This window comes from Mycolicibacterium peregrinum (assembly GCF_001665625.1).
Classification (GTDB): Bacteria; Actinomycetota; Actinomycetes; order Mycobacteriales; family Mycobacteriaceae; genus Mycobacterium; species Mycobacterium peregrinum_B.
The window spans coordinates 1-26,248 of sequence record NZ_LZSY01000063.1 but is presented as its reverse complement, the minus strand read 5'-3'; the positions used below and the strand labels follow the sequence as shown (position 1 = coordinate 26,248).

Genomic DNA, 26,248 nt, shown 5'->3' with positions numbered 1-26,248 from the left:
GTCAGGGGTAGGCGTAGCGCACGACCACGGGCGCGTGGTCAGACAGCCGCGCGCCGGGTTCGGGTTCCTTGTCGACGGTCACCGACATGGCGGTCCGCGCCAGCCGCGGTGTGGCCAGGTGGTGATCGATGCGCCAGCCCACGTCCTTGACGAACGACTCGCCGGCCCAACTCCACCAGGACAGCGGCCCGGGGCGGTCGCCGTGCAGCGTCCGCACCACGTCGACAAGCGTGCGCGGCCCGATCTGTCTGTCCAGCCAGGCGCGTTCCTCGGGGAGAAAGCCCTCCATCTTCTGTGCGGGCCGCCAATTGGTCACGTCGTGCGGAAGATGAGCGAGGTTCAGGTCTCCGAGCAGCAGGAACTCGCGTCCCGCGTCGAGCGCCGCCCGGCGGTTCCGGCTCAGCTCGCGCGCGAACGCTCCGAGGAAGCGCATCTTCCGGTCGTACTTGGCGCCGCCGTCAGGCGTATCGCGCATGGTGCCGGGCCGCTGCAAGTGCGCGGGTAGGCCGCCCTTCGGCAGGTAGAGGCACGCCACGGTGAGGGGAACGTCCGCGAGGTCTACCTCGAGGTACCGGCCCTCGCCCGCATGGGCCCCGAGGCCCCGGCTGCGCGGCGGATGCGAGACCCAGGTCCGCACATCCGACGGTGCCTCGCGCGTCAGGATTGCGACGCCGTTGCGGCCCGGGATCGAGCCGCAGTCAATTGCCGCGCGATAACCGTCGAACGCGCCGACCTCCTCGCGTGGGCAGCGCAACTCCTGCAGGGCCACGACGTCGAGCCCTCGCCCGGCGAGCCAGGCGTCGAAGCCGCGACGGCGTGCCGCCCGGATTCCGTTGACGTTGAACGTGGCAATGCCGAGCGGAGGGTTTGGAGTGTCAGGCATCTGGTGCTGGTGCTTCCGTTCGGAGTGCATCATGTGCGTCATCGTCTTCGGCCCACGCGGTCCAGACAGTTCGTCCGATCCAGGGTGCAGCGTTTCGTCGACGCCGGGCTTGTCGGTGTGACATTCCGAAAGCCGCTGCGATTTCAGCTCAGTTCCGCGGGGCGCGCTCTTGCGGCGGTGGTGGCACGTGGCAGCGCCGTCAGCCTTCGCGGGCCTGATCCGTGTGCAGGGCCTTGATACGGCGCTGCTCGCGCAGCACGCTCTGGTAGCTCTCACGTTCGGCGACCAGCCACTCCGGGTTCTCCTCCAGCAGCTGATTGATCTGCTCGGTGGTCAGCGCATCCCCGACCGCGCCGCGCGCGAGACCGGCGATCGAGATGCCCAGCTTGGCTGCCACGAGATTCTTCGGGTGTGGACCGTTCTTGCGGAGATCTTTGAGCCACTGGGGCGGGTCGTCCTGCAGAGCGGCGAGCTCGGCGCGGGTGATCGCGTTCTCCTGGAACTCGGCAGGTGTCGCGGGTAAGTAGACGTCCAGTTTCTTCGCCGCGGTGGCGGGTTTCATGGACTGCGCGTTCGGCCTGCTCATGCAATGAGCGTATCGGTAACCTGAGGCGGTGACCCCGCAGTCCCTGACCCTCGGGTATGTCCCCGGCGGGACGCCCGCGAAGTGGGCGCGGATCTGGGCGGAGCGCCACCCGGGGGTGCCGCTGCAGTTGTGTGCCCTCGCTGCGGCAGACGCGGCCTCTGCGGTGCGGGACGGCACCGTCGACATCGCGTTGCTCCGGCTGCCGGGCGACACGTCTGGGCTGGCCCTCATTCCCCTCTATGAGGAGACGACGGTGGCAGTGGTGCCGACCGATCACATTCTCACCGCCGCCGATGAGATCGCCGCTGCGGACCTCGACGGCGAACCTGTCCTGGTGCCGCTCGATCACGTCGTCGACTGGGCGAATGCTCCCGGCGTTGTCGTCGATCACCGACCCGAGACCACCAAGGATGCGATAGAGCTCGTCGCCGCCGGGATGGGGGCGCTCGTCGTTCCGCAGTCCCTGGCGCGCCTGTATCACCGCAAGGACCTCACGTACCGGCCGATCGCCGACGCCCCCAGCTGCCCTGTGGCGCTGGGCTTCCGGGAAGGTCCGCAACCGGAATTGGTCGAGGAGTTCATCGGGATCGTGCGCGGCCGCAAACCCGGCTCGTCGCGGGGGCAATCCCAGCCGGCGCCAAAACGCACCGCCCGAGAGAAGACCCTCGCCAAGCAGGCCGCTCGCGCTGCTGCGGGCAAGGTGGCCCGTAAGCCAGGTCCGGCAAAACGCGGTCGCCGCTGACGTACCGGGAATTGTGAGGCGGTGCGCAAGGTTGCCGCACACATGACCACTAACGGTGATGTTTCGTCGTTCGGTCCCAACGCGCCTGGATATGTCTGGAAGTCGGCTGCAGACGTCGAACCAATCGAAGTCTTTCCCGGAATCACTGTCCAACCGCTCTGGCAGGGCGCCAACGGTGCCAAAGCAGCCGTCACCACCATCGCGCCGGGAGCGGTCTGGGCGGGCGAAGATCTGCATGACCCCGGTCCCGAAGAGGTCTACGTGGTCTCCGGAGTGTTCAACGATGGCGTCAACGACTACGTCGCGGGCACATTCCTGCACGCCCCGGCCGGGTCGTGGCACGTACCGCAGTCCGCCGTGGGTTGTGTGCTGTTCCTGTTCTATCCAGAAGGTTAGGCATCGGTGGAGCGGGGCCGTGCGCCGCGGCCGTACGTGATGTCGGCGCGCTCGGGGTCCCACTGATTGCGGAAGACGACATCGGACAGCGGCCGACGCCGTACCGGCCCATGCTTGCCTCTTGGCCAGCCCACCACGATGTGTCCGGCGAGGAACCATTCGTCGGGGATGCCGATCGATTCGCGCAAGACCTTGTCGCCGTCGTAGGAGGCCCAGCTGGTGATGCATGCGCCCAATCCCTGGGCACGGGCTGCCAGGTAGAAATTCTGCATCGCGGGGTAGATCGAGCCGCCCTGAAGGAACTCCGACGAGAACTCATTTTTGAAGGCCGCGAACAATACCGAGGTGAATTCACCTGCACGATCATGCAACTCGTAGGTGGCGCGGTTGTTTCGTGCCGCCCGGCTCTGATCGTCCTCGGTGGGTCGTGACATGCCGTAGATCGATTCGATTGATTGCAAAGCGATCTGGGCTGCTTCGGCCACGGCGGCTCGCTGTTCGGGTGCATCGAGGATGATAAAGCGCCACAGCTGGGCGTTGGCTCCGTTGGGGGCCCAGGTGGCAGCCCGCAGGCAGCGGTTGAGCGTCTCGTCGTCGACAGGTTCGTCAGTGAATCGTCGAATCGATCGGGCGGTGGACAGCGCTTCCCAGACATTGTCGGTCGGATCCGGCATCCCATTGGTGTACTCGACGTAGCAGTCGATGTCGAGTATCGGCGAACGTCTCGCTTCGTCAGCAGGACTGCTGTACGTTCGTATTGCATTTGGACATGTGTACAGCCCTGAATAGGAGTCGATGCTGTGAGCGATAGGTTCTCGATGGAGGGGAAGGTTGCCGTCATCACTGGCGGCGGAACCGGAATCGGAAGGGCGTCGGCGCTGGTCCTGGCCCAGCACGGTGCGGACGTGGTGCTGGCCGGCCGTCGTCCTGATCCGCTCAAGGCGACCGCCACCGAGATCGAGGCGCTCGGTCGCCGCACGCTGGTGGTGCCGACCGATGTGACGAACGCCGAGGACTGCAATGCGCTGGTCGACACGACGCTCGCCGAGTTCGGCCGCCTCGACGTCTTGATGAACAACGCGGGTGGCGGCGAGACGAAGTCGCTGATGAAGTGGACGGACGACGAGTGGCACCAGGTTTTGGATCTGAACCTCTCCAGTGCCTGGTACCTGTCGCGGGCCGCCGCGAAGCCGATGATCGCCCAGGGCAAGGGTTCAATCGTCAACATTTCCTCGGGGGCCAGCCTGCTGGCGATGCCGCAGGCGCCGGTGTACGCCGCCGCCAAGGCGGGCTTGAACAACCTCACTGGGTCGATGGCGGCAGCCTGGACGCGAAAAGGGGTGCGGGTCAATTGCATTGCGTGCGGCGCCATCCGGACTCCCGGCCTGGAAGCCGATGCGCAGCGACAGGGCTTCGATATCGACATGATCGGGAAGACCAACGGTTCGGGTCGCATCGCCGAACCCGACGAGATCGGCTACGGCGTCCTGTTCTTCGCCTCCGATGCCTCCAGCTACTGCTCCGGGCAGACGCTGTACATGCACGGCGGCCCCGGTCCGGCGGGTGTCTGAGATGGGCGTGAGCATCAGTCACGTCGGGCTTCGGGTCCGCGACATCGACACCGTGAAAAAGTTCTACGAGGCGCTCGGATTCGCCGAGGTGCAGCGGATGACGGTCCCGGACAAGATGGCCGCAGGCCTGCTCGGGTTGGCCGAGCCGATCGGGTTCGAGGCGGTCTATCTGCAGAACGATGGTTTCGTGCTGCAGTTGCTGACCTTCTCGGGACATCCCGCTCCGGATGAGCCGCAGCGGAATATGGTTGGCGCCGGCCTCACCCACCTTTCGATCGTGGTAGACGACATGGCCGACGCCCAAGCGGCGGTGCAGACCTCCGGTGGAGCTGTGGTCGCCGATCCGGGCGGCGGATTCGCCTGCATGGTCCGTGATCCCGAGGGACAGTTGATCGAACTGATCCACTCGCGGGTGCGGCCGGTTCCGGCTGGTTGAGTTTCGAGCGTGATGCGGCGGTGGTGTGTTGACGGCACACCACCGCCGTTCTGGTCTTACCGCAGCTCGTCGACCATGGTTGCGTATTTGTCCAGAAACTCCCACGTGGTGGACGGGTCGCCGCCCTTCTTGTGGCCGCCACCCAGCACAGCTCGGTTGAAGCCGAGATCGCGGTAGCCGGCCAGCGTTTCCACAGTCGGATTGCCCCAGGCCATGATCGTGAGATCGAGGGTGGACGGATCGCGACCGGCCTTTTCGGCTGTCCGCCGGAAATCGGCCAGGGCGGCACCCACATCGCGGAATGCGGCATCACCGGGGAGCCAGCCATCGGCCCAGCCCAGGCATTCCCGAATCGCCTTCGGTCCGGTGGCCGCAGCCAGCAGAGGCGGACGTCGGACGGGCTTGGGATAGGACCACACCGGGGCGAAATCGTAGAACTCGCCGTGATGCTCGGACTCGTCGTCATCCCACAGCGTCGTTAGCGCAGCCACCATGTCGGCCAGTGCGCGATAGCGGTCGGCCCATTTCACCGAGCTCGATACTTCGAGTTCGGCGCGCGCACCCACACCGACCCCGAGAACGACCCGACCGTTGCTCATATGGTCGAGCGTGGCGACTTCCTTTGCAAAGGTGAATAATTCGCGCTCCAGTGGCAGCGCGACCGCGGTGCCGATTCGCAGCGTTTCAGTCGCCTGCGCGGCGGACAGAAGCGACAGAAACGGATCCAGGATCTGCTTCTGCGCAGCGAGCAGGGCGGGGTGGAACTGGTCCGCGGCAGCCACTGGGATCTGCGGATGCTCACCGACCCACAATGATTCGAAACCGCGCGACTCCAATTCCGGACCCAGGGTGGCCGGCGCGAGGTCTCGCGGGGTGTTCAGCGAGACGAATCCCAAATCCATGACTCTCCTTTGGGTCAAATGCGGATGCTGTACGATCGTACTGCACCGGCCGCCCCGGCGGCGATGAACAGACCGAGGAGCGCATCCGGATGGTGGACACCAGCCAGCTCTACTACGACCCGTACGACGTCGATATCGATGCCGACCCGTACCCCGTCTACAAGCAGCTGCGCGACGAGTTTCCCGTGTACTACAACGAGAGACGCGACTTTTGGGCGTTATCGCGGATGGCCGACGTCGAGCATGCCCTGCGCGACGTCGACAACCTGAGCTCTGCCAAGGGTGACATCCTGGAGGTGGTCAAAGCCGAGCCGGTAATGCCGCTCGGTGTCTTCATCAACGAGGACCCGCCGCTGCACACCGTGCACCGGCTGCTGGTGTCACGAGCTTTCACGCCCAGGAAGATGAAGGCCATCGAGGAGCAGGTCCGCGACTTCTGCGCGAAGTGTCTGGATCCGTTGATCGGTGGGGACCGCTTCGACTTCGTCGATGACCTCGGGGCCGAGATGCCGATGCGGGTGATCGGGATGCTGGTGGGTATTCCCGACGAATTGCAGCGCGACGTACGTAAGGTGGCCGGGCGCAGGCTGCGGAACAATCCGGGTGAGCCACTCTCGGTGAGCAAAGAAAACTACTTCAACGGCAACATGTTCCGCGAGTACGTCGAGTGGCGCCAAGACCATCCCTCTGATGATCTGGTGACCGAGCTGCTGAACGTCGAGTTCGCCGATGCCGACGGCGTCGAGCGCAAGCTGAGTTCCGAGGAGCTGTTGGTGTTTCTCGGGGTGATCGCCAACGCCGGCACCGAGACCGTGGGCCGCCTGTTCGGCTGGCTCGGCAAGCTCCTGGGGGAGTACCGCGATCAGCGCCGCGAACTGGCCGCGGACCCGTCATTGATCCCCGCCGCGATCGAAGAGGTGCTGCGCTACGAACCGCCGGTGCACGGCATCACCCGCTACGTCGCCAAAGAGGTGACATACCACGGAACTACAGTTCCCGTTGGGTCGGCACTTCAGCTCATCGCCGGATCAGCCAATCGTGATGAACGCAGATTCGACGATCCGGACCGATTCGATATCCACCGCAACGCCAACAATCACGTGAGCTTCGGCCGGGGAACGCATTTCTGCCTCGGTGCGTCATTGGCCCGCGTCGAGGGCCAGGTGGCGCTCGAGGAGATTCTCAAGCGGTGGCCGGATTGGACGATCGACGAGCAGAATGCCGTCCGCGCGCCCGCCGTCACGGTGCGGGGGTGGGACAGCATGCCGGCAATCTTGGGCTGAGGGTTCAGCCTTCGCGGGCCAGGGCGCTGAGCAGCGCCTTGGTGCGTCGTACCGACGCGGACCGCTCGGCCCGATCGGTACCCACGGCGACCGGTTGGGCCCAGAGGTCCGTGGCACCGGCGTCGAGCAAGGCCTGGAGTTGACGATGCACTTCGGACTCGGGGCCCACGATGGCGACATCGGCGGCGTTGGTTCCGCCCCCGGCGCGAATGATCTGCTCATAGTTACGCATTCCGGCATAGGCCACCGCGTTGGCGGCCACCGCGTTGCGGGCTTCGTCGACATCGTCGTGGACTGCCACCGGCAGTCCGGCCACGACCCGGGGGCGGGGCCGGCCGTACTCGGCGGTCGCCGCGTCGAGAACCGGGACGATCCGGGACTCCACCGCTTGGCGGGCGGCCATCCACAGCACCACCCCATCGGCGAAATGTGCCGCGATGCGCAGCATCCGGGGTGACAGCGCCGAGAGCAGCAGGGGGATCGGATGGTCTGGGCGCGTTGCGCGGCCTGCGGTGTGCGCGCTCCAGTCGGTGCCGTCGACGTCGACGTCCTCGCCGCGTAGCAGTGGGCCGACGATCCGCAGATACTCGCCGGTGTTGCGGGCCGGATGGTCGTAGGACAGGCCCAGTACGTCCCGCACGATCGGCTCGTGTGACGGGCCGAGGCCCAGGCACAGGCCGGGTCGCCCCATGGCGTTGGCGGCCGCGATGACCCGGTTGGCCTGCAACAGGGGATGGCACGGATAGGTCTGCAGCACAGCGGTCCCCAGCTCGATCGACTGAGTAGCCCGCCCGGCCAGCGCCATCGCGACCAGCGGGTCACCGGCCACACCGCTGGCGTACCACAGGGACGAGAACCCGTCGGCCTCGGCGTCCTGGGCCTGGGTGATCATCCGGTCAACCGACGCGGCACCGCCGGACAGTCCGATACGCATCGCCTGAGGCTCCTATCCCTGTCCGGCTATCGCATGACGTGCGGATACTGCTGGTGCGGATGGACGTCGAACATCGTCCGGTAGGACGGTGGTTGGCGGCCTTCCTCGTCCACGATGCCGTACTTGGTCGCCAGCTCGGCCCCGATCAGCGTCTGGCCACTGGATGCCATGAGGTCTGGGTCGTTGAAAAGGGCCCAGATGACATGGCCGGTGAGTTCGGGTGTCTCGGCGGAATCGAGGATGTGGCCGAACTTTTCGGGCTTGGCGGCGATGATCGCGCGAACCCGTTCGGTCAGCAGGGAACCCATCCAGAGCGACACCGCGGCGATGTCGAACTCGCGGAAGTCGACGGCCATGTCGGCAGCCATCTTGTCCACACCGGCCTTCGGGACACCGTAGGCCGGGCCGAACGCGTAGTGCACAGAACCGGACGACGAGGTGAAGACCACGAGGCCCTTGCGCTGCGGCAGCATCACCGGCGCGCACAACACCGTGGCCACATAGCTGCTGCGGAGCCCGACATCGAGGGTGTCCAGGACGCTGAGTGGTTCCTCCCAGAACTTGGTGCGGCCCATCATCTCGTCGCGGATGATCGCGGCGTTGTTCACCAGGATGTCCACCCGGCCCTGCTCTTCGGCGATTCGGTCGAACAGTGCCGTGACCTGATCGTCGTCACCATGGTCGACCCGTACGGCGATGCCATGACCCCCGGCTGCGGTGACCAGCTCGGCGGTGTGGTGGATCGTGCCGGCCAGCGCCGAATCCCCCTGGTTCTCACTGCGTCCGGTGACATACACCGTGCAGCCATGGCTTCCCAACGCATGCGCGATACCCGCTCCTGCGCCGCGGCTGGCTCCGGTGACGACGGCGACCGGTCGGTTCTGGCCCATCAGCCGGCGATCTCGGCGGTGGTCTTGAGTTCGGTGATAGGTCGCGCCAAGCCCTGGCCGTCGCAGATCCGCTGCAGCCTGGCCAGGGTCTCGTCGAGGCCTGGTCCAAGTCGTGCACCCGGAGTGAAGTGGGCGGGCAGGTGCCGCATGCCCTGGATCACCCCGATGCTGTCGTAATGCACGGTCCCCTCGGCCACACACTGGTAATCGGGCATCCGGTCAAGGACCGCGGTCAGCATGGATTTGAACACCGTCCTGGCCACATTGGAGCCGATGCACCGGTGCACTCCGAGACCGAAGCTGAAGTGCCGATTGTTCTTTCGATCCATCAGCAGTGCATCCGGATCGTCGAACAGCTCCGGGTCCCGATTGGCCATCGCCCAGGACAGCCACAGCCGCTCACCTTCACGGAGCAGGGTGCCATCCAGATCGATTTCGCCGGCGACGGTCCGGGCATCACCCGGCGCGGGGGTGAAGAAGCGCAGGAACTCCTCGGTGGCCCGGTCGAGTAATGAGGACCGCTCGCTGCTCAACTGGGTCCGCTTGTCGGGGTTCTGGGACAGCCATTCCAGCGCGTGCGCGGTGAGTGCGGTGGTGGTATCGAACCCGCCGCCGATCAACAGGTTCAGCATGCCGATCAGCTCGATGTCGGGTGGCGCCGCGCCATCGATCCGCAGTTTGGCCAGGGCGTCGATGATGCCCGGCCGTGGATTGTCCCGAATCTCAGCCAGATTGGTGAACAGGTCGATGCCCATCGCCATGTAGAGTTCGCGCACCCGGGCCGCGTCGGGGGAGTCTGGCGGCGTGTAGACCGAGGCGTGTGCCGGCTCGTTGTAGATCCTCCACTTTTCCAGTGGCACACCGAGCATGGCCAGGGTGAGTACCGCCGGCACCACATTGGCCAGGTCGTCGACGAAATCGATCTGCCCTGACTCGATACGGTCGTCGATGCAGGCCCGCACGATCTCATCGACAAACGGGATCCAGCGCTTGACCGCGGCGGGCGACAGGTATGGGTTGAGCGCAGTGCGGTAGAAGCGGTGCTCAGGGTCGTCCATCTCCAGCATGCCGCCGCGAAAACCCTCGGCTTCCAACATCGTCGGAATGGAGATGCCCTTGTAGCCGCGGCGTTCGTTGTTCACATCGTGGTCATTGGAGACATGTGGGCAGCGGGCCAACTCGAAAACCTGGTGGCCACCGGCGGCCACCCAGTGGCCGTCATAGGTATCGGTCCAGGCGATCGGGCACCGTTGCTGCATCTCGTGGGTGATATCGAGGAAGTTCTCCCGATAATCGGGGCCGTGCCGGTCGAAGTGATAACGCGCGGCCGGATCGGTGGGGACGCTCACTGTTCGGTCTCCAGGGTCAGGACGCGGATGGCCTGCTCCGGGCAGGAACGCAGCGCCTCGTGCACCTGCTCGTGGTACTCGGACGGAACAACATCGACGGCGACGTGGGCGTGGCCGTCGGTGTCGTCGAGTTCGAAAATTTCCCGTGCGATCATCGCGCACAGGGTGTGGCCCTGGCATCGCGACGTGTCGACTTCTGCTTTCACAGTGACTCCTGATCGAAACGTGGGTGATTCAAGGGACTTGAGTCAGGTGACGGCGCCGCCATTGACGCCGATCACCTGCCCGGTGACGTATCCGGCGTCATCGGCGGCCAGGAAGGAACACACCGCGGCTACGTCCTCGGGGCTGCCCAACGCGCCGGCCGGGATCGCCTGGTTGAGGTATTTGTCCGGGGGCAACTTTCCGGCGGCCTGCTGCTCGCGCAGCATGGGTGTTTCGATGGCGAAGGGCGGTACGGTGTTGGCCGTGATGCCCTTGGCGGCATAGTCGAGGGCCACGGTCTTGGTCAGCGCAATCACACCGCCCTTGGCGGCGGAATAGTGGGCCTGTCCTTGAGCGCCCTTCTGCCCGGCGGCCGAAGAGATGGTGATGACGCGTCCCCACTGAGCGCTGAGCATGTCGGGCAGGGCAGCTCGAATGCTCAGGAAGGTTCCGGTCAGGTTGACCGCCAGATAGCGGTTCCACTGGTCGAGGGTGATCTTGTCGAGACGGCTGAATCCGGAGATGGCTGCGCTGGTCACCAAGATCTCGACCGGGCCCAGCTCACCGCGGACCGAGTCGAAGGCCCGTGTGACGGCCTCCTCGTCCGATACGTCGACACCGAGGGATGTCGCCCGGCCGCCGGCCGCCTGGATCTGGGCAGCCACTTTGTCCGCTGCTTCCGCGTTGCGGTCCAGGACCGCAACATCTTTGCCGTCAGTGGCGAGTCGGACGGCGATCGACCGCCCCAGGCCCGATCCGCCACCGGTGACCACTGCTACCCGGCCCATACCGCAACCTCCTGTGCGTTCGATCGCATCCGCTGTACGAATGTATAGCGGAAGGTGGTGGCGGGCACAAGTGGATGCTGTACGAATGTATGGCATTGTCCTACACTCGTGCTGACTTTGAGGAGAGAATGGCCATGAGCGACCTCTATTACGACCCCTGGGATGTCGACATCGATATCGATCCCTATCCGACCTACCGTCGGCTGCGGGACGAGGCCCCGGTGTATTACAACGAGCGCCACGACTTCTGGGGCATCAGCCGCTACGTGGACGTCGATGCGGCACTGAAGGACACGGCCCGGCTCAGCTCGGCGAAGGGTGACATCCTTGAGGTCGTCCTGACCGATCCGGTGATGCCGCCCGGGATTTTCATCAACGAGGATCCGCCGCTGCACACGATTCATCGGGCGATCGTGGCCAGAGCCTTCACCCCGAAGAAGATGCGCGCCGTCGAAGACAAGATTCGGGCCTTCTGCGCGGCGTGCCTTGATCCGCTCGTCGGGGGCGAGCGCTTCGACTTTGTCGAGGATCTCGGTGCGGAACTACCGATGCGCACGATCGGCATGCTCGCCGGCATCCCCGACGCCGAACAGCCCGCGGTGCGTGAACACGCCAACCAGACGCTGCGCAACGAACCGGGCAAGCCGATGCGGATCGACAAGGATCACTACTTCACCGGCGAGATGTTCGGCGAGTACGTCGAATGGCGAGAGAAGAATCCCTCCGACGACCTGATCACCGAACTGCTCAATGTCGAGTTCGAAGACGAGACCGGCACCACCCGCAAGTTGGCCAAACAGGAACTCATCGTCTTCCTGGCCGTCGTTGCCGGCGCGGGGGTGGAGACCACCGGTCGGCTGTTCGGGTGGATGGGCAAGGTGCTGGCCGAACATCCCGACCAGCGAAAGGAACTCGCCGAAAACCACGCCCTCATCCCCACGGCCATCGAGGAACTGCTGCGTTACGAGCCGCCGGGTCCGCATGTGGCGCGCTACATCGCGACCGACGATGTCAAGTTCCAGGACCAGGTGGTGCCCGCCGGTAGCGCGTTGCTGATGATGCTGGCGTCGGCAAACCGGGATGAGCGCCAATTCGACGAGCCCGACCGCTTCGATATCCACCGTAAGCCAGGCGGGCACCTGACCTTCGGTCGCGGCGCGCATTTCTGCGTCGGATCGCCACTGGCGCGTCTGGAGGGTCGGGTCGCGCTCGAAGAAGTGCTCAAGCGCTGGCCGACGTGGGAGATCGACATGTCCGGAGCTCGCCGGTCCCGGACCTCGACTGTGCGTGGCTGGGACACCATGCCGGCCATCGTCGGCTGAGCGAAAGAACATCAATGACGTCACCAGAACGCCACGTCGCGGTCATCACCGGCGCCGCACGCGGGCAGGGCCGCAGTCACGCGGTGGCGCTGGCCGAGTCCGGCGCCGACATCATCGCCATCGACCGGTGCGCCGATATCGACTCGATCCCTTATCCGTTGGCCACCAAAGAGGACCTGGCCGAAACCGCCCGCCTGGTTGCCGAAGCAGGCGGACGAATCGAAACCGCGGTCGCCGACGTGCGCAACCTGAGCGAACTGCGCTCCGCGATCGACGCTGGAATCGCCGCTTTCGGTGACGTCGACATCGTGGTCGCCAACGCCGGTGTGGTCGGGATCGGCCTGGCCGACCCCTTGGACGAGACGGTGTACTCCGACATCGTCGACACCAATCTGCGTGGGGTGTGGAACACCATCGCAGCCACCGCACCCTCGATGATCCGCCGGGGCACCGGCGGATCCATGATCCTGATCTCCTCGATGCAAGGGCTGGTGGGGGCGGAGGTGACGGCAGCGCCGCCACCTTCGCCTACGCGGCGTCCAAACACGGCGTGGTGGGATTGATGCGGTCGGCGGCCTACGCGTACGCCCAGCACAACATCCGGGTGAACTCGGTGCACCCGACCGGGGTGGCCACCCCGATGATCTTCAACGAACACATGGCCAAGGTCTTCGAAGCGAACCCTGATTCCAGCGCAATGACCGGAAATTTGATGCCGGTGCCGTTCGTCGAGCCGCTCGATGTCACCAATGCGGTGGTGTTCTTGTCAGGGGAGACGGCCCGCTACATCACCGGTGTGTCGCTACCGGTCGACGCTGGGTTCGCCGTCATGTGAGGGCAGGCTCGTGAATCGGCGCCGGTCCAGCCCGCGCGGGCGGATCGGCGCCGATTCTGTTGTCAAGCGAGGTCTTCCAGGATGAAGTCAGCGGCCCGCCAGGCCATCGCCATCATCGGTCCGTTGAGATTGCCTGCCACCATGGTCGGCATCACCGAGCAGTCGACAATGCGCAGTCCGTCCACACCGCGAAGCCGCAGTCGGCTGTCCACCACGGCATCGTCGTCCGGTCCCATGGCGCAGGTACCGATGGCGTGATATCCGCTGTAGCCGCCGTCGAGGGCGGCATCGACGAGTTCGTCGTCGCTTGTCGCGGCAGGACCTGGATAGCTTTCGCCACCGATCCGGTCGACGATGGGTTCTTGGCCGAAGATCTCCCGCATCTTGCGCAGCAGGTTGGCTGTGGTCTTCCGATCCTCGTCGGTGCCGAGATAATTGGGATCGATCAGCAGCGGGGCATCCGGACCGGATCCGGTGATCTCACAACGTCCTTCGGCTGTGGGACGCAGCGCCATACCCAGACAGGATGCCCCCGCAGTCCGTTCGATCTTGACTGGTTCGCCGGTGTTGTAGGGCGGGATGGTCCACGGCCCGAGCATCAACTGGGCATCGACACGCTCGGCGTCCGGCCGGGACTTGACGAATGCGATGAGATCGAACGACGGTGCTGCGAGAGGCCCTTTGCGGGTGGCCAGATACCTGGTCCCGGTCACCGCCTGGGCGAGATTGCCCGACAACTGCCGGTTGTAGCCGAGATCGGCGTTGAGCCGAAACCGCATGGCGGCACAACGGTGCTCACGCAGACCACGGCCCACCCGGTCACGCTCCAGGTAGACCTGGACGCCCGCGGCCATCAGGACGTCCTTGGGCCCGATGCCTGACAGCTGCAGCAACTTCGGGCTGTTGAGGCTGCCCAACGAGACGATCACCTCGCGGGATGCGCGGATCTCGGTGTTACCACGGCGGTTTCGGGCGAGTACCCCGACCGCTCTACCTGAATCGAACAGGATGCGGTCGACGGAGGTTTTGGTCAGCACGGTGAGGTTCGGCCGGGACATGGCCGGCTTGAGGAAGGCCCGCGACGCGCTGACCCGCCGGCCGTTGCTGATGGTGGAGGTGGCGTAGCCGATCCGCTCTTGGTCGGATTCGTTGATGTCCTGGACTTCCTCCAAGCCCGCCTTCACCCCGGCGGCCAGCATTTCCTGACACAGCGGGTCGGGATCACGCGGAACTGAGATGTGCAGCGGACCGCCGGCGCCGCGAGTTGCTGACGGCCCGAATTCGTTGTCCTCGAAGGATTTGAAGATCGGCAGGATCTGATCCCAACCCCAGCCGGCGTTGCCCAGGTGCTCCAGCTCGTCGTAATCGGCACGGTTGCCGCGGTTGTAGATCATCCCGTTGACCGAGCTCGACCCGCCGAGCAGCTTGCCGCGCATCCACGTTTCGACATGCGCGTTCGGCCCGAACGGCACGGTCTTGTACTGCCAGGTGTACTTCTCGTTCTCGAACACCAGCCCCGAGCCCTTCGGGATGCTGAACATCGGACTGCTGTCACCGCCGCCTGCCTCGATCAGCAAGACCGATACCGCTGGGTCGGTAGACAGTCGGTTGGCGAGTACGCAGCCGGCCGAACCGGCGCCGGCGATGACGTAGTCGTAGTTGGTCATATCTCCGTCCTCGGGGTGACCGGTACGTTCAAGCGAAGGTCTGCGCCGGTGACTGCGGTGAAAGCCATTGGCCATGCGGCTTTTCCGTGTTGGGCCACCCAGCACGACCCGGTGGTTTCCGGTGGTGCGGTCGCCGCGGTCAGCACCGCGTCGGCAATCGTTTCGGGCTCCATCACCGGCACGCCGATCCGCTCGACCAGCTTGCGCCGGTCTCCGAGCACCCCGGTTTCGGTGATTCCTGGACAGATGGTGTGCACCGCAATCCCCTCGTGCGCCAGGTTGGGGGCGATGGACCGCATGAATCCGACCACGCCGTGCTTGCCCAAGCTGTAAACCGGATCGGGATGCCATGGCGTCAGCCCGGCCAGCGAGGCCGTCGCCAGGATGGCCCGCTCCGTGGCGCCCCCGTGCGACCGCATGGTCTTGACGGCCGCGACCGCGCCGTAGACCACTCCATCCAGGTTCACGCCGACCGATCTGCGGTACTGGCCCAGGTCGAGCGATCCGATGTCACCGGACCAGTGGATCGTGATGCCTGCGTTCAGGAACGCCAGATCGACGCCGCCGAGTTCGGCGGTGCAGCGCGCGAAGGAGGCCTCGACCTGGGCTGGGTCGGACACATCGCAGGCGAATCCCAATCCATCGAACGACTGGGCGACCTCATGAGCCGCTCCGCCGTCGATGTCGACCACACAGACCCGCATCCCTTCGGCAGCGAACAGCTGTGCCGACGCGCGGCCGATGCCCGACCCGCCGCCGGTCACGAGTGCAACTCTGCCGTTGAGTTCCATGGCGAGTTACCAGCGGTTGACCGGTGCACCGTCCATGGAAAGCGGCCGGTGATAGGACGCGTCGGTCTTGTCCCAGCTGCCCTTGATGAACCCGGCCACTGCGCCGGAGTTCAGCAACGAGGAGTCGCCGTTCATCATCCATTCGATGGTGCACCGTCGCAGCGCGATCTTCCAGACGCCGTCGCGGCGCTCCAGACGATCGATGTAGCGGCCGCCCATCAGGGACACGACCTTGCCGCCCTTGGCGCGCATGGCGCCGATGACGTAGCTCTCGGCATGGGCGACATCGCCATCGACCTCGCAGGTGTGGGTGGTGATGTTGTGCAGGTGGTCCTCGAACACGGCGGTGTGTGCCGCGTTGGCCCATTCACCGTATTCGGGACCGGTTTTGACGGTCGGTCCGTGCTCGTCAACCCCGTCTTCGAAGTAGACGCTGCCCATGAGTTCGGCGTCGTGGCGGTCGTGGCCGCGGGACTGATTCATCACGCAATCCAAGATCGCGGTCCGGTCCTCCAGGTACTGCACCCGCCGGCGGAGCTGCTCGAAGTCATCGGTGTTCGTCATTGGGGATGCGTTCCTTTCGGAGGGGATATACGATCGAAGTGTTGTACGAATGTATAGCACGCGCGGCACTGGAGGAAGGCGGTATCGGCGTTGACTTGTGGCGGCCGATGGGGTGATCGCCCCGAGGCGATGCGCACGCTGTTCGAGTGCGGACCGCTGACGTCGCTGGGCCGCGGCCGAGCGTCACTGGTAAAGCGTGCTGTCGCAGTGGAATTGGTGGGTCGAAAGATGATCGGTCGATGAGGTGGCACTGAATGCTCTTGTGCATCAAGGTGTCTGGATCGTGCCCGATCGAAACAAACATGACGCCGGCTGTATGGCGCCCGAAATTCGCGCGGTCGAGGGTGGTACCGGGGTCCTGAGTGGCCTTGGTGCTTCTAGCTACCAGTCTTTTTGGTGCGACGCTTGGTCGCGGTGGGACGTTTGGCCGGGACGGTGCGGGGTTCGATGGTGTCCAGATAATCCTCGAAGACCTGGGTGAGTTCGGCGTGGGCAGTCTGCACGCCGATGCCCTTCTCGAGGTTGAGGAATTTGGGCAGGCTCGAGATCAGCAACTGCAGCGCCGGCAGCGACAGGTTGCCGAAAGGGCGGGCGTCTTCGCCGAATTTGCCCGTCAACGCGTCCAATTGGACTTTGCGCGCACTCTCGGTCACCGAGGCGATCTCGGCCTGGATCGATTTGCGGTGGTTGCCGAGCGCCATGAACTCGGTGATCAGCGCGCCCGTGGCCTCGTCCCAGTTGTACTCCCACAGCGCACGCAGCGGATCCTCGGTACGTTTTGCCAGGATCTTGTTCAGGTACTCCACGTTTCGCTGCGAGTAGCGTGAGATCGCGGCGATGAAGATGTCGTCCAGCACGGGAAAGTAGTACTGCACCAGGCTTGGGGTGACTCCGGCTTTGGTGGCCAACGCGCGATAGGTGACGCTGGCATAGCCGTCTTCGAGCATCATCTTCTCGACGCAGTCGAGCAACGCGTCCCTGGTTTTCGACGTTTCTGCGCCCACCCGTCGGCCCGATGCTGCCATGATCTCCCTCGCTCGCTCGACTGCCGACATTCTGACACCCGGCCGAACACGAGCGTGGGGTCTGCACGCGAATTCCGATGAGAATCCGTGCCCGAACCCCACGCTCGGACCAAACGTCGAGACCTTCGCCGACGAGGGATGTGCGCCTAGGTGTGCTGCGGGCTCTGCGCCTTCTTGTACAGCGACTTGAGCAGGAGGTCACGGAAGGTGTGGTTGTCCAACGCCTTCAGACCCGCACCCGCGACCGCAGGCATCCCGGCTAGCTTGTTGAAGAAGCGGCCGCGTCGGTACTCACGACCCCACGCCGCGCGCATCCGCTGCTCGTAGTTCGTGAAGTCGTCGGGCCCGCCGTTGGTTAGCGCGGCGATCGCGCACTCGCCTGCGGTCAGACCGGACTCGAGCGCCTTGGAGATACCCGCACCGGACACCGGCTTGCCGGCGCCCAGCGAGTCCCCGACGAACAGCACGCCCGGACGCCACGGCGGCCACGCCGTGAAGCCCATCGGCAATCGCCAGGCCCGCACACTCTTGTTCTTCTTGAGTTCCTCGATCGGCGGCAGTTCCCATTCGGCGGGCAGGGTCCGCAGGAAGTCGCCGAGGAACTGGGTGGCGTTGATCGACTGCCAATTCTTGTAGCTGTTCACGTAACCCAGGCCGATGTTGAACCGGCCGCCGCCCATCGGGAAGACCCAGCCGTAGCCGGGCAGCTGATCGCCCTGGAACAACAGCTTGAGGTAGATCTCGAACGCGTCCGAATCGGGACGGTTGGCGTGCATCTCGGATCGGATCGCGATGGCCGAGTACCCGTTGTACTCCGAGTCGATCTTGAGGGCCCGCTTGATGGGGGAGTAGGCGCCGTCGGCCGCGATCACCGCGTCGCCGTAGACCTTCTCACCGCTCTTGAGCACCACGCCGACCACGCGGCCCTTGGCATCGAATTCAGGCCCGGAAACCTCGGCGCCCTGGCGGACCTCGGCGCCCGTCGACTCGGCGTGCTTCAGCAGCAGCGTGTCGAGTTCGGTGCGGCTCACAGTGTGGCCGTGGTCAGGCATGCCGGGACGGCGCGGGAAGGACAGTTCCCACTCGCTGGGGCTGAATACGGTCACCTTGTTGACCCGATGGAACTTGGCCACCTCGTCGGCCAGGCCCATCTTCTGCAGATAACTCACCGCACGCGCGGTGAGTCCATCGCCACACGGCTTGTCGCGGGGGAACTCCGCTTTGTCGAGGACCAGCACCTTCGCGCCGGTCTGAGCGGCCTGCCACGCCGCGGCGGACCCTGATGGGCCGCCACCTGCTATGACCAGGTCGTATCGCTGCGTCATGAGCCTCGTCTCATCGGTTGACTGTGGCTGCGATAGTACCCAAGCCGGCTGTCGGCGGCGTGACGGGCGAACGCCCGGGTCAAACGGCAAAACCGCGTGTTGTAGGGCGGTCTGGGCAGGTCAGCGCTATCAGGGCAGGTACAGTGATCGCGTGCGGCGAACGTCGAGATCACATTCCAGCGATGGGCCGGGCGTCAAGGTTGATGCCCGTAGCGAGCGCTGGCGTGAGCACCGTAAGAAGGTGCGGTCGGAGATCGTCGACGCCTCGTTCCGGGCGATCGACCGGTTGGGACCCGAGGTCAGCCTGCGCGAGATCGCCGAAGAGGCCGGTACTGCCAAGCCCAAGATCTACCGCCATTTCGCCGACAAATCCGATCTGTTCCAGGCCATCGGCGAGCGACTGCGCGACATGCTGTGGTCGGCGATCTTCCCGGCGATCAACCTCGGTGCCGACCCGGCCCGGGAGGTCATCCGGCGCAGCGTCGAGCAGTACGTGCTGCTGGTCGATGAGCACCCCAACGTGTTGCGGTTCCTGATCCAGGGCCGGTTCGCCGAACAGAGCGAATCGACGATGCGCGCACTCAACGAGGGCCGCGGCATCACCCTGGCGATGGCCGACATGTTCTCCAACGAACTGCGCGAGATGGAACTGGACGGGGCCGCGATCGAACTGGCGGCATTCGCCACGTTCGGTGCGTGCGCGTCGGCCACGGACTGGTGGCTGGGCACCGATGAGGACAGCCCGCGTCGGATGCCGGCCGAGGAGTTCGTCAACCACCTGACCACCATCATGGTCGGTTCCATCAACGGCACCTGTGAACTGCTCGGCATCTGGATCGACCCGGACCTCCCGCTGCATGAAGGTGTCCAGCGCCGCCAGCACGCCAGCTGATCATTTCTTTGACAGCGGGGTCGCGGGGCCGGAAACTGGGAACTATCCGGTACCGCCGTTCCCAGAAAAGGACCTGAGCTATGACGGCTGCCCAACCCTCACAGGGTCAGCAACCCATCCACACCCGCGCCCTGATCATCGGCAGTGGGTTCTCGGGGATGGGGATGGCGATCGAACTGCAACGCCGAGGCGTCGACTTCCTCGTCCTGGAGAAGGCCGACGAGTTCGGTGGGACCTGGCGCGACAACACCTACCCGGGATGTGCCTGCGACATCCCCTCGCACATGTACTCGTTCTCCTTCGAGCCGAAGGCGGACTGGAGCCACATGTGGTCGTTCCAGCCCGAGATTCAGGAGTACCTGCTGGGCGTGGCCAACAAGTACGGGCTGCGCCGGTACACCCGGTTCAACACCCATGTGGACCGCGCGCACTGGGATGAGCAGGAACTGCGCTGGCACGTGTTCAGCGACACCGGCCAGGAGTTCATCGCACAGTTCCTGGTGTCCGGAGCCGGTGGCCTGCACATCCCGCAGATCCCCGACATCGAGGGACGCGAGGATTTTGCCGGTGCGGCTTTCCATTCCGCGGAGTGGGACCACAGCGTCGACCTCACCGGCAAGCGGGTCGCAGTGATCGGCACCGGCGCCAGCGCCATTCAGATCGTGCCCGAGATCGTCAAGGACGTCGCCGAGCTGCACCTCTACCAGCGCACCCCGGCCTGGGTGATGCCGCGGGTGAACAACAAGTTCCCGCAATGGATTCGGCGCGTGTTCAGCTATGTGCCCGGCACCCGCGCGGCCATGCGTGCCGCCATCTACTGGATCCACGAGGGCGTCGGCTTCGCCATGACGCAGCAACCGCGGCTGCTCAAGATCGGCGAGGCGATGGGCCGCTACAACATCAACCGCAGCATCAAGGATCCTGAACTGCGCCGCAAACTCACTCCGAGCTACCGCGCCGGGTGTAAGCGAATCCTCAACTCCGACAAGTACTACCGAGGGATCGCCAATCCCAAGACCCAGGTGATCACCGAGTCGATCACGCGGATGACGCCGACCGGCATCGTCACCGCCGACGGTGTCGAGCATCCGGCGGACGTGGTCGTGTGGGCGACCGGCTTCCACGTCACCGACTCCTACACCTACGTCGACATCAAGGGCGCCGGCGGTGAGGACCTGGTGGACCGTTGGAACCGCGAGGGGATGTCAGCCCACCGCGGCATCGCGGTGTCCGGTATGCCGAACTTGTTCTTCCTGCTCGGGCCGAACACCGCACTGGGTCACAACTCGGTGGTGTTCATGATCGAATCGCAGATCCGCTACGTCGGCCAGGCGATCGCCGCCGTCGACCACGCCGGCGCCCAGGCACTCTCGCCCAATCCCGCTGCCCAGGCCGCGTTCAATGCCGAGCTGCAGCACGATCTGGCCGACACCGTGTTCAATACCGGAGGTTGCCGGAGCTGGTACATGGACGCTCACGGAGTCAATCGGACCCTGTGGAGCGGCATGACCTGGCAGTACTGGCTGGCAACGCGCAAGCTGGATCCTGCGGAGTTCGACTTCATCCATGAGGCGAGCGACACGAAAACACAAGGTGTTGCGGTCCCCGCGGGTCAGTAACCCCAGGGGTAGTGTCGTGGGTGCCATCCGGCAAACAAAACAACCTGGTGAAATGGGGTTCTGGTGAGCGAAGGCATGAAGCTGATCGACCGTGTCTCAGCGATCAACTGGAACCGTCTCCAGGATGAGAAGGACGCCGAGGTCTGGGATCGGCTCACCGGTAATTTCTGGTTGCCGGAGAAGGTGCCGGTATCCAACGACATCCCGTCGTGGGGCACCCTCACCGCGCACGAGAAGCAGCTCACCATGCGGGTGTTCACCGGTCTGACGCTGCTGGACACCATCCAGGGCACCGTCGGCGCGGTCAGCCTGATCCCCGATGCGCTCACCCCGCACGAGGAAGCCGTCTACACCAACATCGCCTTCATGGAGTCGGTGCACGCCCGCAGCTACAGCAACATCTTCTCCACGCTGTGCTCGACGGCCGAGATCGACGACGCGTTCCGCTGGTCGGAGGAGAACCCGAACCTGCAGCGCAAGGCCGAGATCGTCATGCAGTACTACAAGGGTGACGAACCGCTCAAGCGCAAGGTGGCGTCCACACTGCTGGAGAGCTTCCTGTTCTACTCGGGCTTTTACCTGCCGATGTACTGGTCGAGCCGGGCCAAGCTGACCAACACCGCCGACATGATCCGGCTGATCATCCGCGACGAGGCCGTACACGGCTACTACATCGGCTACAAGTACCAGCGCGGGCTGGCCCTGCTGGACGAGGAAAAGCGTACGGAGCTCAAGGATTACACCTATGAGCTGCTCTTCGAGCTCTACGACAACGAGGTCGAGTACACCCAGGATCTCTACGACGAGGTCGGGCTGACCGAGGACGTCAAGAAGTTCCTGCGTTACAACGCCAACAAGGCGCTGATGAACCTCGGCTACGAGGCGCTGTTCCCCAAGGACGAGACCGACGTGAATCCGGCGATCCTGTCCGCGCTCTCACCGAACGCCGACGAGAACCACGACTTCTTCTCGGGCTCGGGTTCGTCGTACGTGATCGGCAAGGCCGTCAACACCGAAGACGAGGACTGGGACTTCTAGCTAGTTGGCGTACGGGTTGCGGCCCTCGCCGGTGTTGAGCAGCAGTGGGTTGTTCACGTCGAGGACATAGCTGCCGCCGGGACTGAGGACGAACCCGGCCCCGTCAAAGGAGTTGCTGCACACCGTCACCGTGCCGTCGGTCCCGCAAGTCACATTGCGGAAACTGATGCGCGATCCGGGCAGCAACCGATTGGGTAACCCGTCGAAGATGAACAGCGGCCGGTTGTCATTCATGAACGTGGGCGGTCCCTGTTGTGCGCCGGTCACCGCGTTGGCCCCGTCCGGCGCTGCGGGCAGTGGCCCGCTGCAGCCGTATTTGCCTGATCCGCGACCGATCGCGCACGCGATATCGCCAGGCACCGCGAACGCGTAGTACTCGCCGTTGTGCATCGCGAAGTCTGACGGCTTCACCGGCGTCAGCGCGTTGAGATCGAGTGGCGGCGGGGGTGGAGGTGGCGGCGGGTCTGCTGCAGCGATGCCGGGGCAACCGACGCCGGCGGCGACCGCCACGCCAATCAGGGCCAACGGAATTCTCATGCGCATCACGTCACCTTAAGACGCGACATCCTGGGACGCAGGGAGATACCGCCGGTGCGGGTGCCGCTCACTCAGCATCCCCCCAGTGAGCTGACAGCTGGCGCTGATATCAAGAGAGCTGATGCACCAGCTCATTGCGCAGATCTCGCTGATCCACGGCTGGTTCCCGGTTGTCGTTCAGCTGATCGCTGCGTTGCTACTGGGAGCCGCCGTGGGCTGGCGCACGCCACGATGGCGCACTCGGCTACTGCCCGCACTGGTGCTTGCGTCAGCTGTGTTGGCGGGTGTGACGTACTGGTACATCGACTCGATCGGTGTGGCAGGCAACGCCGGACCACCAGAATTGTGGGTCTGGATCGCGTTGACCGCCCTGGCATTCGGTGTCGCCGTGGCGGGTTGGGTGACTGCGCGATGGTGGCGCCGTACCGCATCGGTAGCCGCGATGGGCGTGTGCGCGCTGGCATGCGGGCTTACGCTCAACATGTGGGTCGGATACTTCCCGACGGTGGACGGCATGTGGAAGCAGCTGACCTCGAGTCCGCTGCCCGGGCAGACAGACCGCCTGACCGTGACGAAGATGCAGCTGGCGCACTTCAGGCCACCCAGCGGCGTCCTGGTCCCGGTGACCATCGATTCGCATGCTTCCGGGTTCAACCACCGCACGGAACTCGTCTACCTCCCGCCGGCGTGGTTCGCCAGCACTCCGCCGCCCGAACTTCCGACGATCATGATGATCGGCTCGCAACTGAACACCCCGGCCGATTGGCTTCGCTCCGGCAATGTGCTGGGCATCCTCGACGGATTCTCGGCTGCGCATGGCGGCAACGCTCCGGTGTTCGTGTTCGTCGATGCCACCGGATCGTTTGCGAACGACACCGAGTGCGTCAACGGAAGCCGGGGCAATGCCGCCGACCACCTCACCAAGGATGTTGTGCCTTACCTGATCTCGAACTTCGGGGTGCGCTCTGACCGCGATGGTTGGGGGATCGCGGGTTGGTCGATGGGCGGCACCTGCGCGGTGGATCTCACTCTGATGCATCCCGACATGTTCCGGTCATTCGTCGACATCGCCGGTGACCTGCGTCCGAACGCGGGGGACAAGACGCAGACGATCAACCGTCTGTTCGGCGGCGACGCCGACGCCTGGGCGGCTTACGACCCGGTCACCATCATGCAGAAACACGGTCCGTACTCCGATGTGACGGCGTGGTTCGAGGTGCCGCACCACGGCGGCGTCACGCATGACCCCACGGCCAATCCGGAGGGCCAGGATGTCGCCGCGACCACGCTGTGCGACGCAGCCCGCGCCGCAGCGATCACGTGCTCGGTGCAAACCGCGCCGGGTCGCCACGACTGGGTATTCGCGGCCAACGCCCTGGGCGCCGCCCTGCCGTGGCTGGCCGGTCAGCTCAATACCCCCGGTGTGGAAGAGACCCGATTGCCGGTGTCGACGTTGGAGAAGCAGCCGACGTCAGTCCAGGCCGCCCCGCGCTAGAGTTTCTCGGGCGAGCAGACGCGAAAGTGCCCGTAAATGGCCGATTTTGGGTGCTTTCGCGTCTGCTCGGCGGGTTGGAGGGCCCACGCTGAGCGGCGAGCCTACCGGCCCCGGGCGGGCTGGGCAGCCGTCGACGCCGACGAAGAAGGCAGGGTAGAAGGGCGCTCGGTGATCGTCGAATTCCGACCGCCCACACGGTAACTGGCACCGCGGTGTTCCTCGGCCAGGCGGTCACCGTTGCCCAGTAGCTTGTTGCGCAGGGTGCCCGGGGAATAGTCCGTCTGATAGGCGCCGCGCGCGGTGAGCTCGGGTACGACGTGGTCGATGAACTCGACGAACGACCCCGGCGTGATCGCATACGCCAGGTTGAAGCCGTCGACGTCGGTCTCCTCGACCCACTCCTGCAGGGTGTCGGCGACGTGCACGCCCGACCCGACGATGCGCGGTCCCATGCCGCCGATCTCACCCCATTCGGCGATATCGCGTACGTTCCACTCGCCACCCTTGTCAGATGCGGACTGAAATGCCTTGACCGCGGACAGAATTGCGTTGGAATCGACATTGCCGATCGGCTCGTCGAGACCGTAGCGGGCCAGGTCCACACCCATCCACCCGGACATGAACACCAGCGCGCCCTCGGGATCGCCGTAGGCGAGATACTCCGCGTGCCTGGCGTGGGCCTCCTCGTCGGTCTCGCCGGTGATGATGGTGGTCAGGTTGAAGATCTTCGCAGAGTACGGGTCGCGGCCGGCCAACTCGAGCTCGGCACGGATTGTGGAAACCGTCTCGCGCAGAATCGCTTTGGTGGGAGCTGCGGTGAAGATGGCTTCGGCGTTCTCGGCAGCGAAGCGGACCCCACGCGGCGAAGAGCCGGCCTGGTAGATGACCGGGGTTCGCTGCAGCGACGGTTCGGCCAGATGCACCCCGGGGACGCTGAAATGCGTTCCGGAGTGACCGATGTGGTGCACCTTGGCCGGGTCGGTGAAGACGCCGCGTTCGGCGTCGCGCACCACCGCACCGTCCTCCCAGGAGCCCTCCCACAACTTGTAGAGAACTTCGAGGTACTCGTCCGCGTGGTCGTAGCGCGCATCGTGCGCCGGCTGATCGGTCTGGCCCATATTGCGCGCCGCAGCAGGGAGATACCCGGTGACGACGTTCCACCCGACCCGACCATTGGTCAGGTGATCCAGTGTCGACATCCGCCGCGCGAAGGGATACGGATGCTCGAATCCCGTTCCCGTGGTGATGCCGAAGCCCAGGTTCTCGGTCACGAGTGCCATCGCCGACACCAGCAGCATCGGGTCGCCCACCGGGATCTGCGCGGCCTGGCGGATCGCCGCTTCATCACTGGCCCCGTACACGTCGTAGGTGCCCAGCACGTCGGCGATGAACAGGCCGTCAAAACGCCCGCGTTCCAACAACTTCGCGAGTTCGGTCCAGTAGGTGATGTCCTTGTAGCGCCAGGACTGATCCTTCGGATGGCGCCACAGTCCCGGGGACTGATGGGCGACGCAGTTCATGTCGAAGGCGTTGAAGCGGATCACACGAGTCACTGTGCCGAGGATGCCCGGGCGCTGGGGGAGGGTCACCGGTTGCGCTCAGCGGGATTGTTTTTGGTGGTGAATCACGAATGAATGCCCTGCCAACTGTCGGCGCGTCCAGTGGTGGGTTGGCCGGGGAGCCGCGAAACTTACCGGGTGTCAACCAAGTCGTTGCTGACCTCGGTTCTGAACTGGCTGCGTGCCGGCTACCCGGAAGGGGTCCCGGGCACCGACCGGGTGCCGTTGCTCGCACTGCTGCGGGCCACCCCGCTCACCGAGGAGCAGGTGGCCGAGGTGGTACGCAACCTCGCCGAGGCCGCAGCGCCTGCCGACATCGACCATCCCATCGACCGCGACGACATCGCGGAGTTCATCGCCGAAGTCACCGACCACGACGCCGGCCCGGAGAACATCGCGCGGGTGGCGGCAAAATTGGCCGCCGCGGGCTGGCCGCTGGCCGGTGTCGAACTGCAGTCCGGCACCGATCAGGACCCAGAGGCCCGATAACGCACAACGCCGCGGGGTTGGGGGGCCCCCGGGCCGCCCAACTCCGCGGTGGCGGAAAGGCGCCCCCCCCCCCCCCCCCCGCGGGGGAGCTCCCCCCCCCGGGGCCCCCCCGCCCGGGGCCGCCCC

General features: G+C 65.2%; 27 protein-coding genes and 1 pseudogene. 12 read left to right on the top strand and 16 right to left on the bottom strand.

All coding sequences use genetic code 11. The features are described from left to right. Position 1: 1 nt before the first annotated feature. Together A5779_RS08335 and A5779_RS08330 are read right to left on the bottom strand one after the other, a co-directional pair. On the bottom strand, positions 2-883 hold the full coding sequence (locus tag A5779_RS08335) for an exodeoxyribonuclease III (protein ID WP_064959209.1): 882 nt from the start codon (positions 881-883) through the stop codon (positions 2-4). Positions 884-1,082: 199 nt separating this feature from the next. Continuing rightward, the gene (locus tag A5779_RS08330; protein ID WP_064880759.1) at positions 1,083-1,469 is read right to left on the bottom strand and encodes a DUF5997 family protein; all 387 of its coding nucleotides are present in this window, start codon (positions 1,467-1,469) and stop codon (positions 1,083-1,085) included. 28 nt (positions 1,470-1,497) lie between these two features. Between A5779_RS08330 and A5779_RS08325 the strand changes: the two genes are divergently transcribed. Beyond that, on the top strand, positions 1,498-2,211 hold the full coding sequence (locus A5779_RS08325; protein WP_064880757.1) for a LysR family substrate-binding domain-containing protein: 714 nt from the start codon (positions 1,498-1,500) through the stop codon (positions 2,209-2,211). A 42-nt stretch (positions 2,212-2,253) separates the two neighbouring features. Further along, positions 2,254-2,607: a cupin domain-containing protein gene (locus A5779_RS08320; RefSeq protein ID WP_064880819.1), complete on the top strand. Its 354-nt coding sequence runs from the start codon at positions 2,254-2,256 to the stop codon at positions 2,605-2,607. Here the strand turns inward: A5779_RS08320 and A5779_RS08315 are convergent. Continuing rightward, positions 2,604-3,281: a nitroreductase family protein gene (locus A5779_RS08315; RefSeq protein ID WP_064880755.1), complete on the bottom strand. Its 678-nt coding sequence runs from the start codon at positions 3,279-3,281 to the stop codon at positions 2,604-2,606. The two genes, A5779_RS08320 and A5779_RS08315, sit on opposite strands and share 4 nt — an antisense overlap. A gap of 126 nt (positions 3,282-3,407) precedes the next feature. On the opposite strand from A5779_RS08315, the gene A5779_RS08310 reads away from it, so the two are divergent. Then, positions 3,408-4,178, top strand: a complete 771-nt coding sequence (locus tag A5779_RS08310) for an SDR family NAD(P)-dependent oxidoreductase (protein WP_064880753.1) — start codon at positions 3,408-3,410, stop codon at positions 4,176-4,178. Between the two features lie 7 nt (positions 4,179-4,185). Beyond that, the gene (locus A5779_RS08305; protein ID WP_064880817.1) at positions 4,186-4,614 is read left to right on the top strand and encodes a VOC family protein; all 429 of its coding nucleotides are present in this window, start codon (positions 4,186-4,188) and stop codon (positions 4,612-4,614) included. Positions 4,615-4,670: 56 nt separating this feature from the next. Here A5779_RS08305 and A5779_RS08300 read toward each other — a convergent pair whose 3' ends face one another. Further along, complete coding sequence (locus tag A5779_RS08300) at positions 4,671-5,516, bottom strand: TIGR03619 family F420-dependent LLM class oxidoreductase (protein WP_064880751.1); 846 nt, start codon at positions 5,514-5,516, stop codon at positions 4,671-4,673. 89 nt (positions 5,517-5,605) lie between these two features. Here A5779_RS08300 and A5779_RS08295 point away from each other — a divergent pair, with 89 nt between their 5' ends. Next, positions 5,606-6,799 carry a cytochrome P450 gene (locus A5779_RS08295; protein WP_064880749.1) on the top strand — a complete coding sequence of 398 codons (1,194 nt, stop codon included), beginning with the start codon at positions 5,606-5,608 and terminating at the stop codon, positions 6,797-6,799. A 4-nt stretch (positions 6,800-6,803) separates the two neighbouring features. Here A5779_RS08295 and A5779_RS08290 read toward each other — a convergent pair whose 3' ends face one another. The 5 genes from A5779_RS08290 to A5779_RS08270 are packed head-to-tail and all read right to left on the bottom strand — an operon-like array spanning position 6,804 to position 10,964. After that, positions 6,804-7,733 (bottom strand): TIGR03564 family F420-dependent LLM class oxidoreductase, encoded by a 930-nt coding sequence (locus tag A5779_RS08290; protein ID WP_064880747.1) that lies wholly within the window; start codon positions 7,731-7,733, stop codon positions 6,804-6,806. A 26-nt stretch (positions 7,734-7,759) separates the two neighbouring features. Next, positions 7,760-8,623: an SDR family NAD(P)-dependent oxidoreductase gene (locus A5779_RS08285; RefSeq protein ID WP_064880745.1), complete on the bottom strand. Its 864-nt coding sequence runs from the start codon at positions 8,621-8,623 to the stop codon at positions 7,760-7,762. After that, positions 8,623-9,972, bottom strand: a complete 1,350-nt coding sequence (locus A5779_RS08280; protein WP_064880743.1) for a cytochrome P450 — start codon at positions 9,970-9,972, stop codon at positions 8,623-8,625. Before A5779_RS08280 ends, A5779_RS08285 begins: the two co-directional genes overlap by 1 nt. Further along, positions 9,969-10,178 carry a ferredoxin gene (locus tag A5779_RS08275; protein WP_064880741.1) on the bottom strand — a complete coding sequence of 70 codons (210 nt, stop codon included), beginning with the start codon at positions 10,176-10,178 and terminating at the stop codon, positions 9,969-9,971. Before A5779_RS08275 ends, A5779_RS08280 begins: the two co-directional genes overlap by 4 nt. Before the next feature lie 42 nt (positions 10,179-10,220). Then, on the bottom strand, positions 10,221-10,964 hold the full coding sequence (locus tag A5779_RS08270) for an SDR family NAD(P)-dependent oxidoreductase (RefSeq protein WP_064880739.1): 744 nt from the start codon (positions 10,962-10,964) through the stop codon (positions 10,221-10,223). A 134-nt stretch (positions 10,965-11,098) separates the two neighbouring features. Between A5779_RS08270 and A5779_RS08265 the strand changes: the two genes are divergently transcribed. Continuing rightward, complete coding sequence (locus A5779_RS08265; protein ID WP_064880815.1) at positions 11,099-12,286, top strand: cytochrome P450; 1,188 nt, start codon at positions 11,099-11,101, stop codon at positions 12,284-12,286. 14 nt (positions 12,287-12,300) lie between these two features. Next, positions 12,301-13,121 (top strand): annotated as a pseudogene (locus A5779_RS08260) (mycofactocin-coupled SDR family oxidoreductase). Positions 13,122-13,183: 62 nt separating this feature from the next. Here A5779_RS08260 and A5779_RS08255 read toward each other — a convergent pair. From A5779_RS08255 to A5779_RS08235, 5 genes are all read right to left on the bottom strand, one after another. Then, positions 13,184-14,788 carry a GMC family oxidoreductase gene (locus A5779_RS08255; protein WP_064880737.1) on the bottom strand — a complete coding sequence of 535 codons (1,605 nt, stop codon included), beginning with the start codon at positions 14,786-14,788 and terminating at the stop codon, positions 13,184-13,186. Continuing rightward, positions 14,785-15,579, bottom strand: coding sequence for an SDR family oxidoreductase (locus A5779_RS08250; RefSeq protein ID WP_064880735.1), 795 nt, complete (start codon positions 15,577-15,579; stop codon positions 14,785-14,787). The genes A5779_RS08255 and A5779_RS08250 overlap by 4 nt, the downstream gene beginning before the upstream one ends. A gap of 6 nt (positions 15,580-15,585) precedes the next feature. Then, complete coding sequence (locus A5779_RS08245; protein ID WP_064880733.1) at positions 15,586-16,143, bottom strand: nuclear transport factor 2 family protein; 558 nt, start codon at positions 16,141-16,143, stop codon at positions 15,586-15,588. A 377-nt stretch (positions 16,144-16,520) separates the two neighbouring features. Next, complete coding sequence (locus A5779_RS08240; protein WP_064880813.1) at positions 16,521-17,168, bottom strand: TetR/AcrR family transcriptional regulator; 648 nt, start codon at positions 17,166-17,168, stop codon at positions 16,521-16,523. 146 nt (positions 17,169-17,314) lie between these two features. After that, the gene (locus tag A5779_RS08235; protein ID WP_064880731.1) at positions 17,315-18,493 is read right to left on the bottom strand and encodes a geranylgeranyl reductase family protein; all 1,179 of its coding nucleotides are present in this window, start codon (positions 18,491-18,493) and stop codon (positions 17,315-17,317) included. Between the two features lie 151 nt (positions 18,494-18,644). On the opposite strand from A5779_RS08235, the gene A5779_RS08230 reads away from it, so the two are divergent. From A5779_RS08230 to nrdF, 3 genes are all read left to right on the top strand, one after another. Beyond that, on the top strand, positions 18,645-19,385 hold the full coding sequence (locus tag A5779_RS08230; protein WP_039318236.1) for a TetR/AcrR family transcriptional regulator: 741 nt from the start codon (positions 18,645-18,647) through the stop codon (positions 19,383-19,385). 80 nt (positions 19,386-19,465) lie between these two features. Beyond that, positions 19,466-21,004, top strand: a complete 1,539-nt coding sequence (locus A5779_RS08225; protein WP_064880729.1) for a flavin-containing monooxygenase — start codon at positions 19,466-19,468, stop codon at positions 21,002-21,004. 75 nt (positions 21,005-21,079) lie between these two features. Beyond that, the gene (gene nrdF / locus A5779_RS08220) at positions 21,080-22,042 is read left to right on the top strand and encodes a class 1b ribonucleoside-diphosphate reductase subunit beta (protein WP_055119916.1); all 963 of its coding nucleotides are present in this window, start codon (positions 21,080-21,082) and stop codon (positions 22,040-22,042) included. Here nrdF and A5779_RS08215 read toward each other — a convergent pair whose 3' ends face one another. After that, positions 22,043-22,585 (bottom strand): hypothetical protein, encoded by a 543-nt coding sequence (locus A5779_RS08215; RefSeq protein ID WP_236734687.1) that lies wholly within the window; start codon positions 22,583-22,585, stop codon positions 22,043-22,045. A 115-nt stretch (positions 22,586-22,700) separates the two neighbouring features. On the opposite strand from A5779_RS08215, the gene A5779_RS08210 reads away from it, so the two are divergent. After that, on the top strand, positions 22,701-24,074 hold the full coding sequence (locus A5779_RS08210; protein WP_064880725.1) for an alpha/beta hydrolase: 1,374 nt from the start codon (positions 22,701-22,703) through the stop codon (positions 24,072-24,074). Between the two features lie 101 nt (positions 24,075-24,175). Here A5779_RS08210 and A5779_RS08205 read toward each other — a convergent pair whose 3' ends face one another. Then, entirely contained in the window at positions 24,176-25,627 is a 1,452-nt protein-coding gene (locus A5779_RS08205; RefSeq protein WP_064880723.1) for an LLM class flavin-dependent oxidoreductase, read from the bottom strand. Between the two features lie 144 nt (positions 25,628-25,771). Between A5779_RS08205 and A5779_RS08200 the strand changes: the two genes are divergently transcribed. Further along, positions 25,772-26,122: a DUF3349 domain-containing protein gene (locus A5779_RS08200; protein ID WP_064880721.1), complete on the top strand. Its 351-nt coding sequence runs from the start codon at positions 25,772-25,774 to the stop codon at positions 26,120-26,122. The last annotated feature ends 126 nt before the right edge of the window (positions 26,123-26,248 follow it).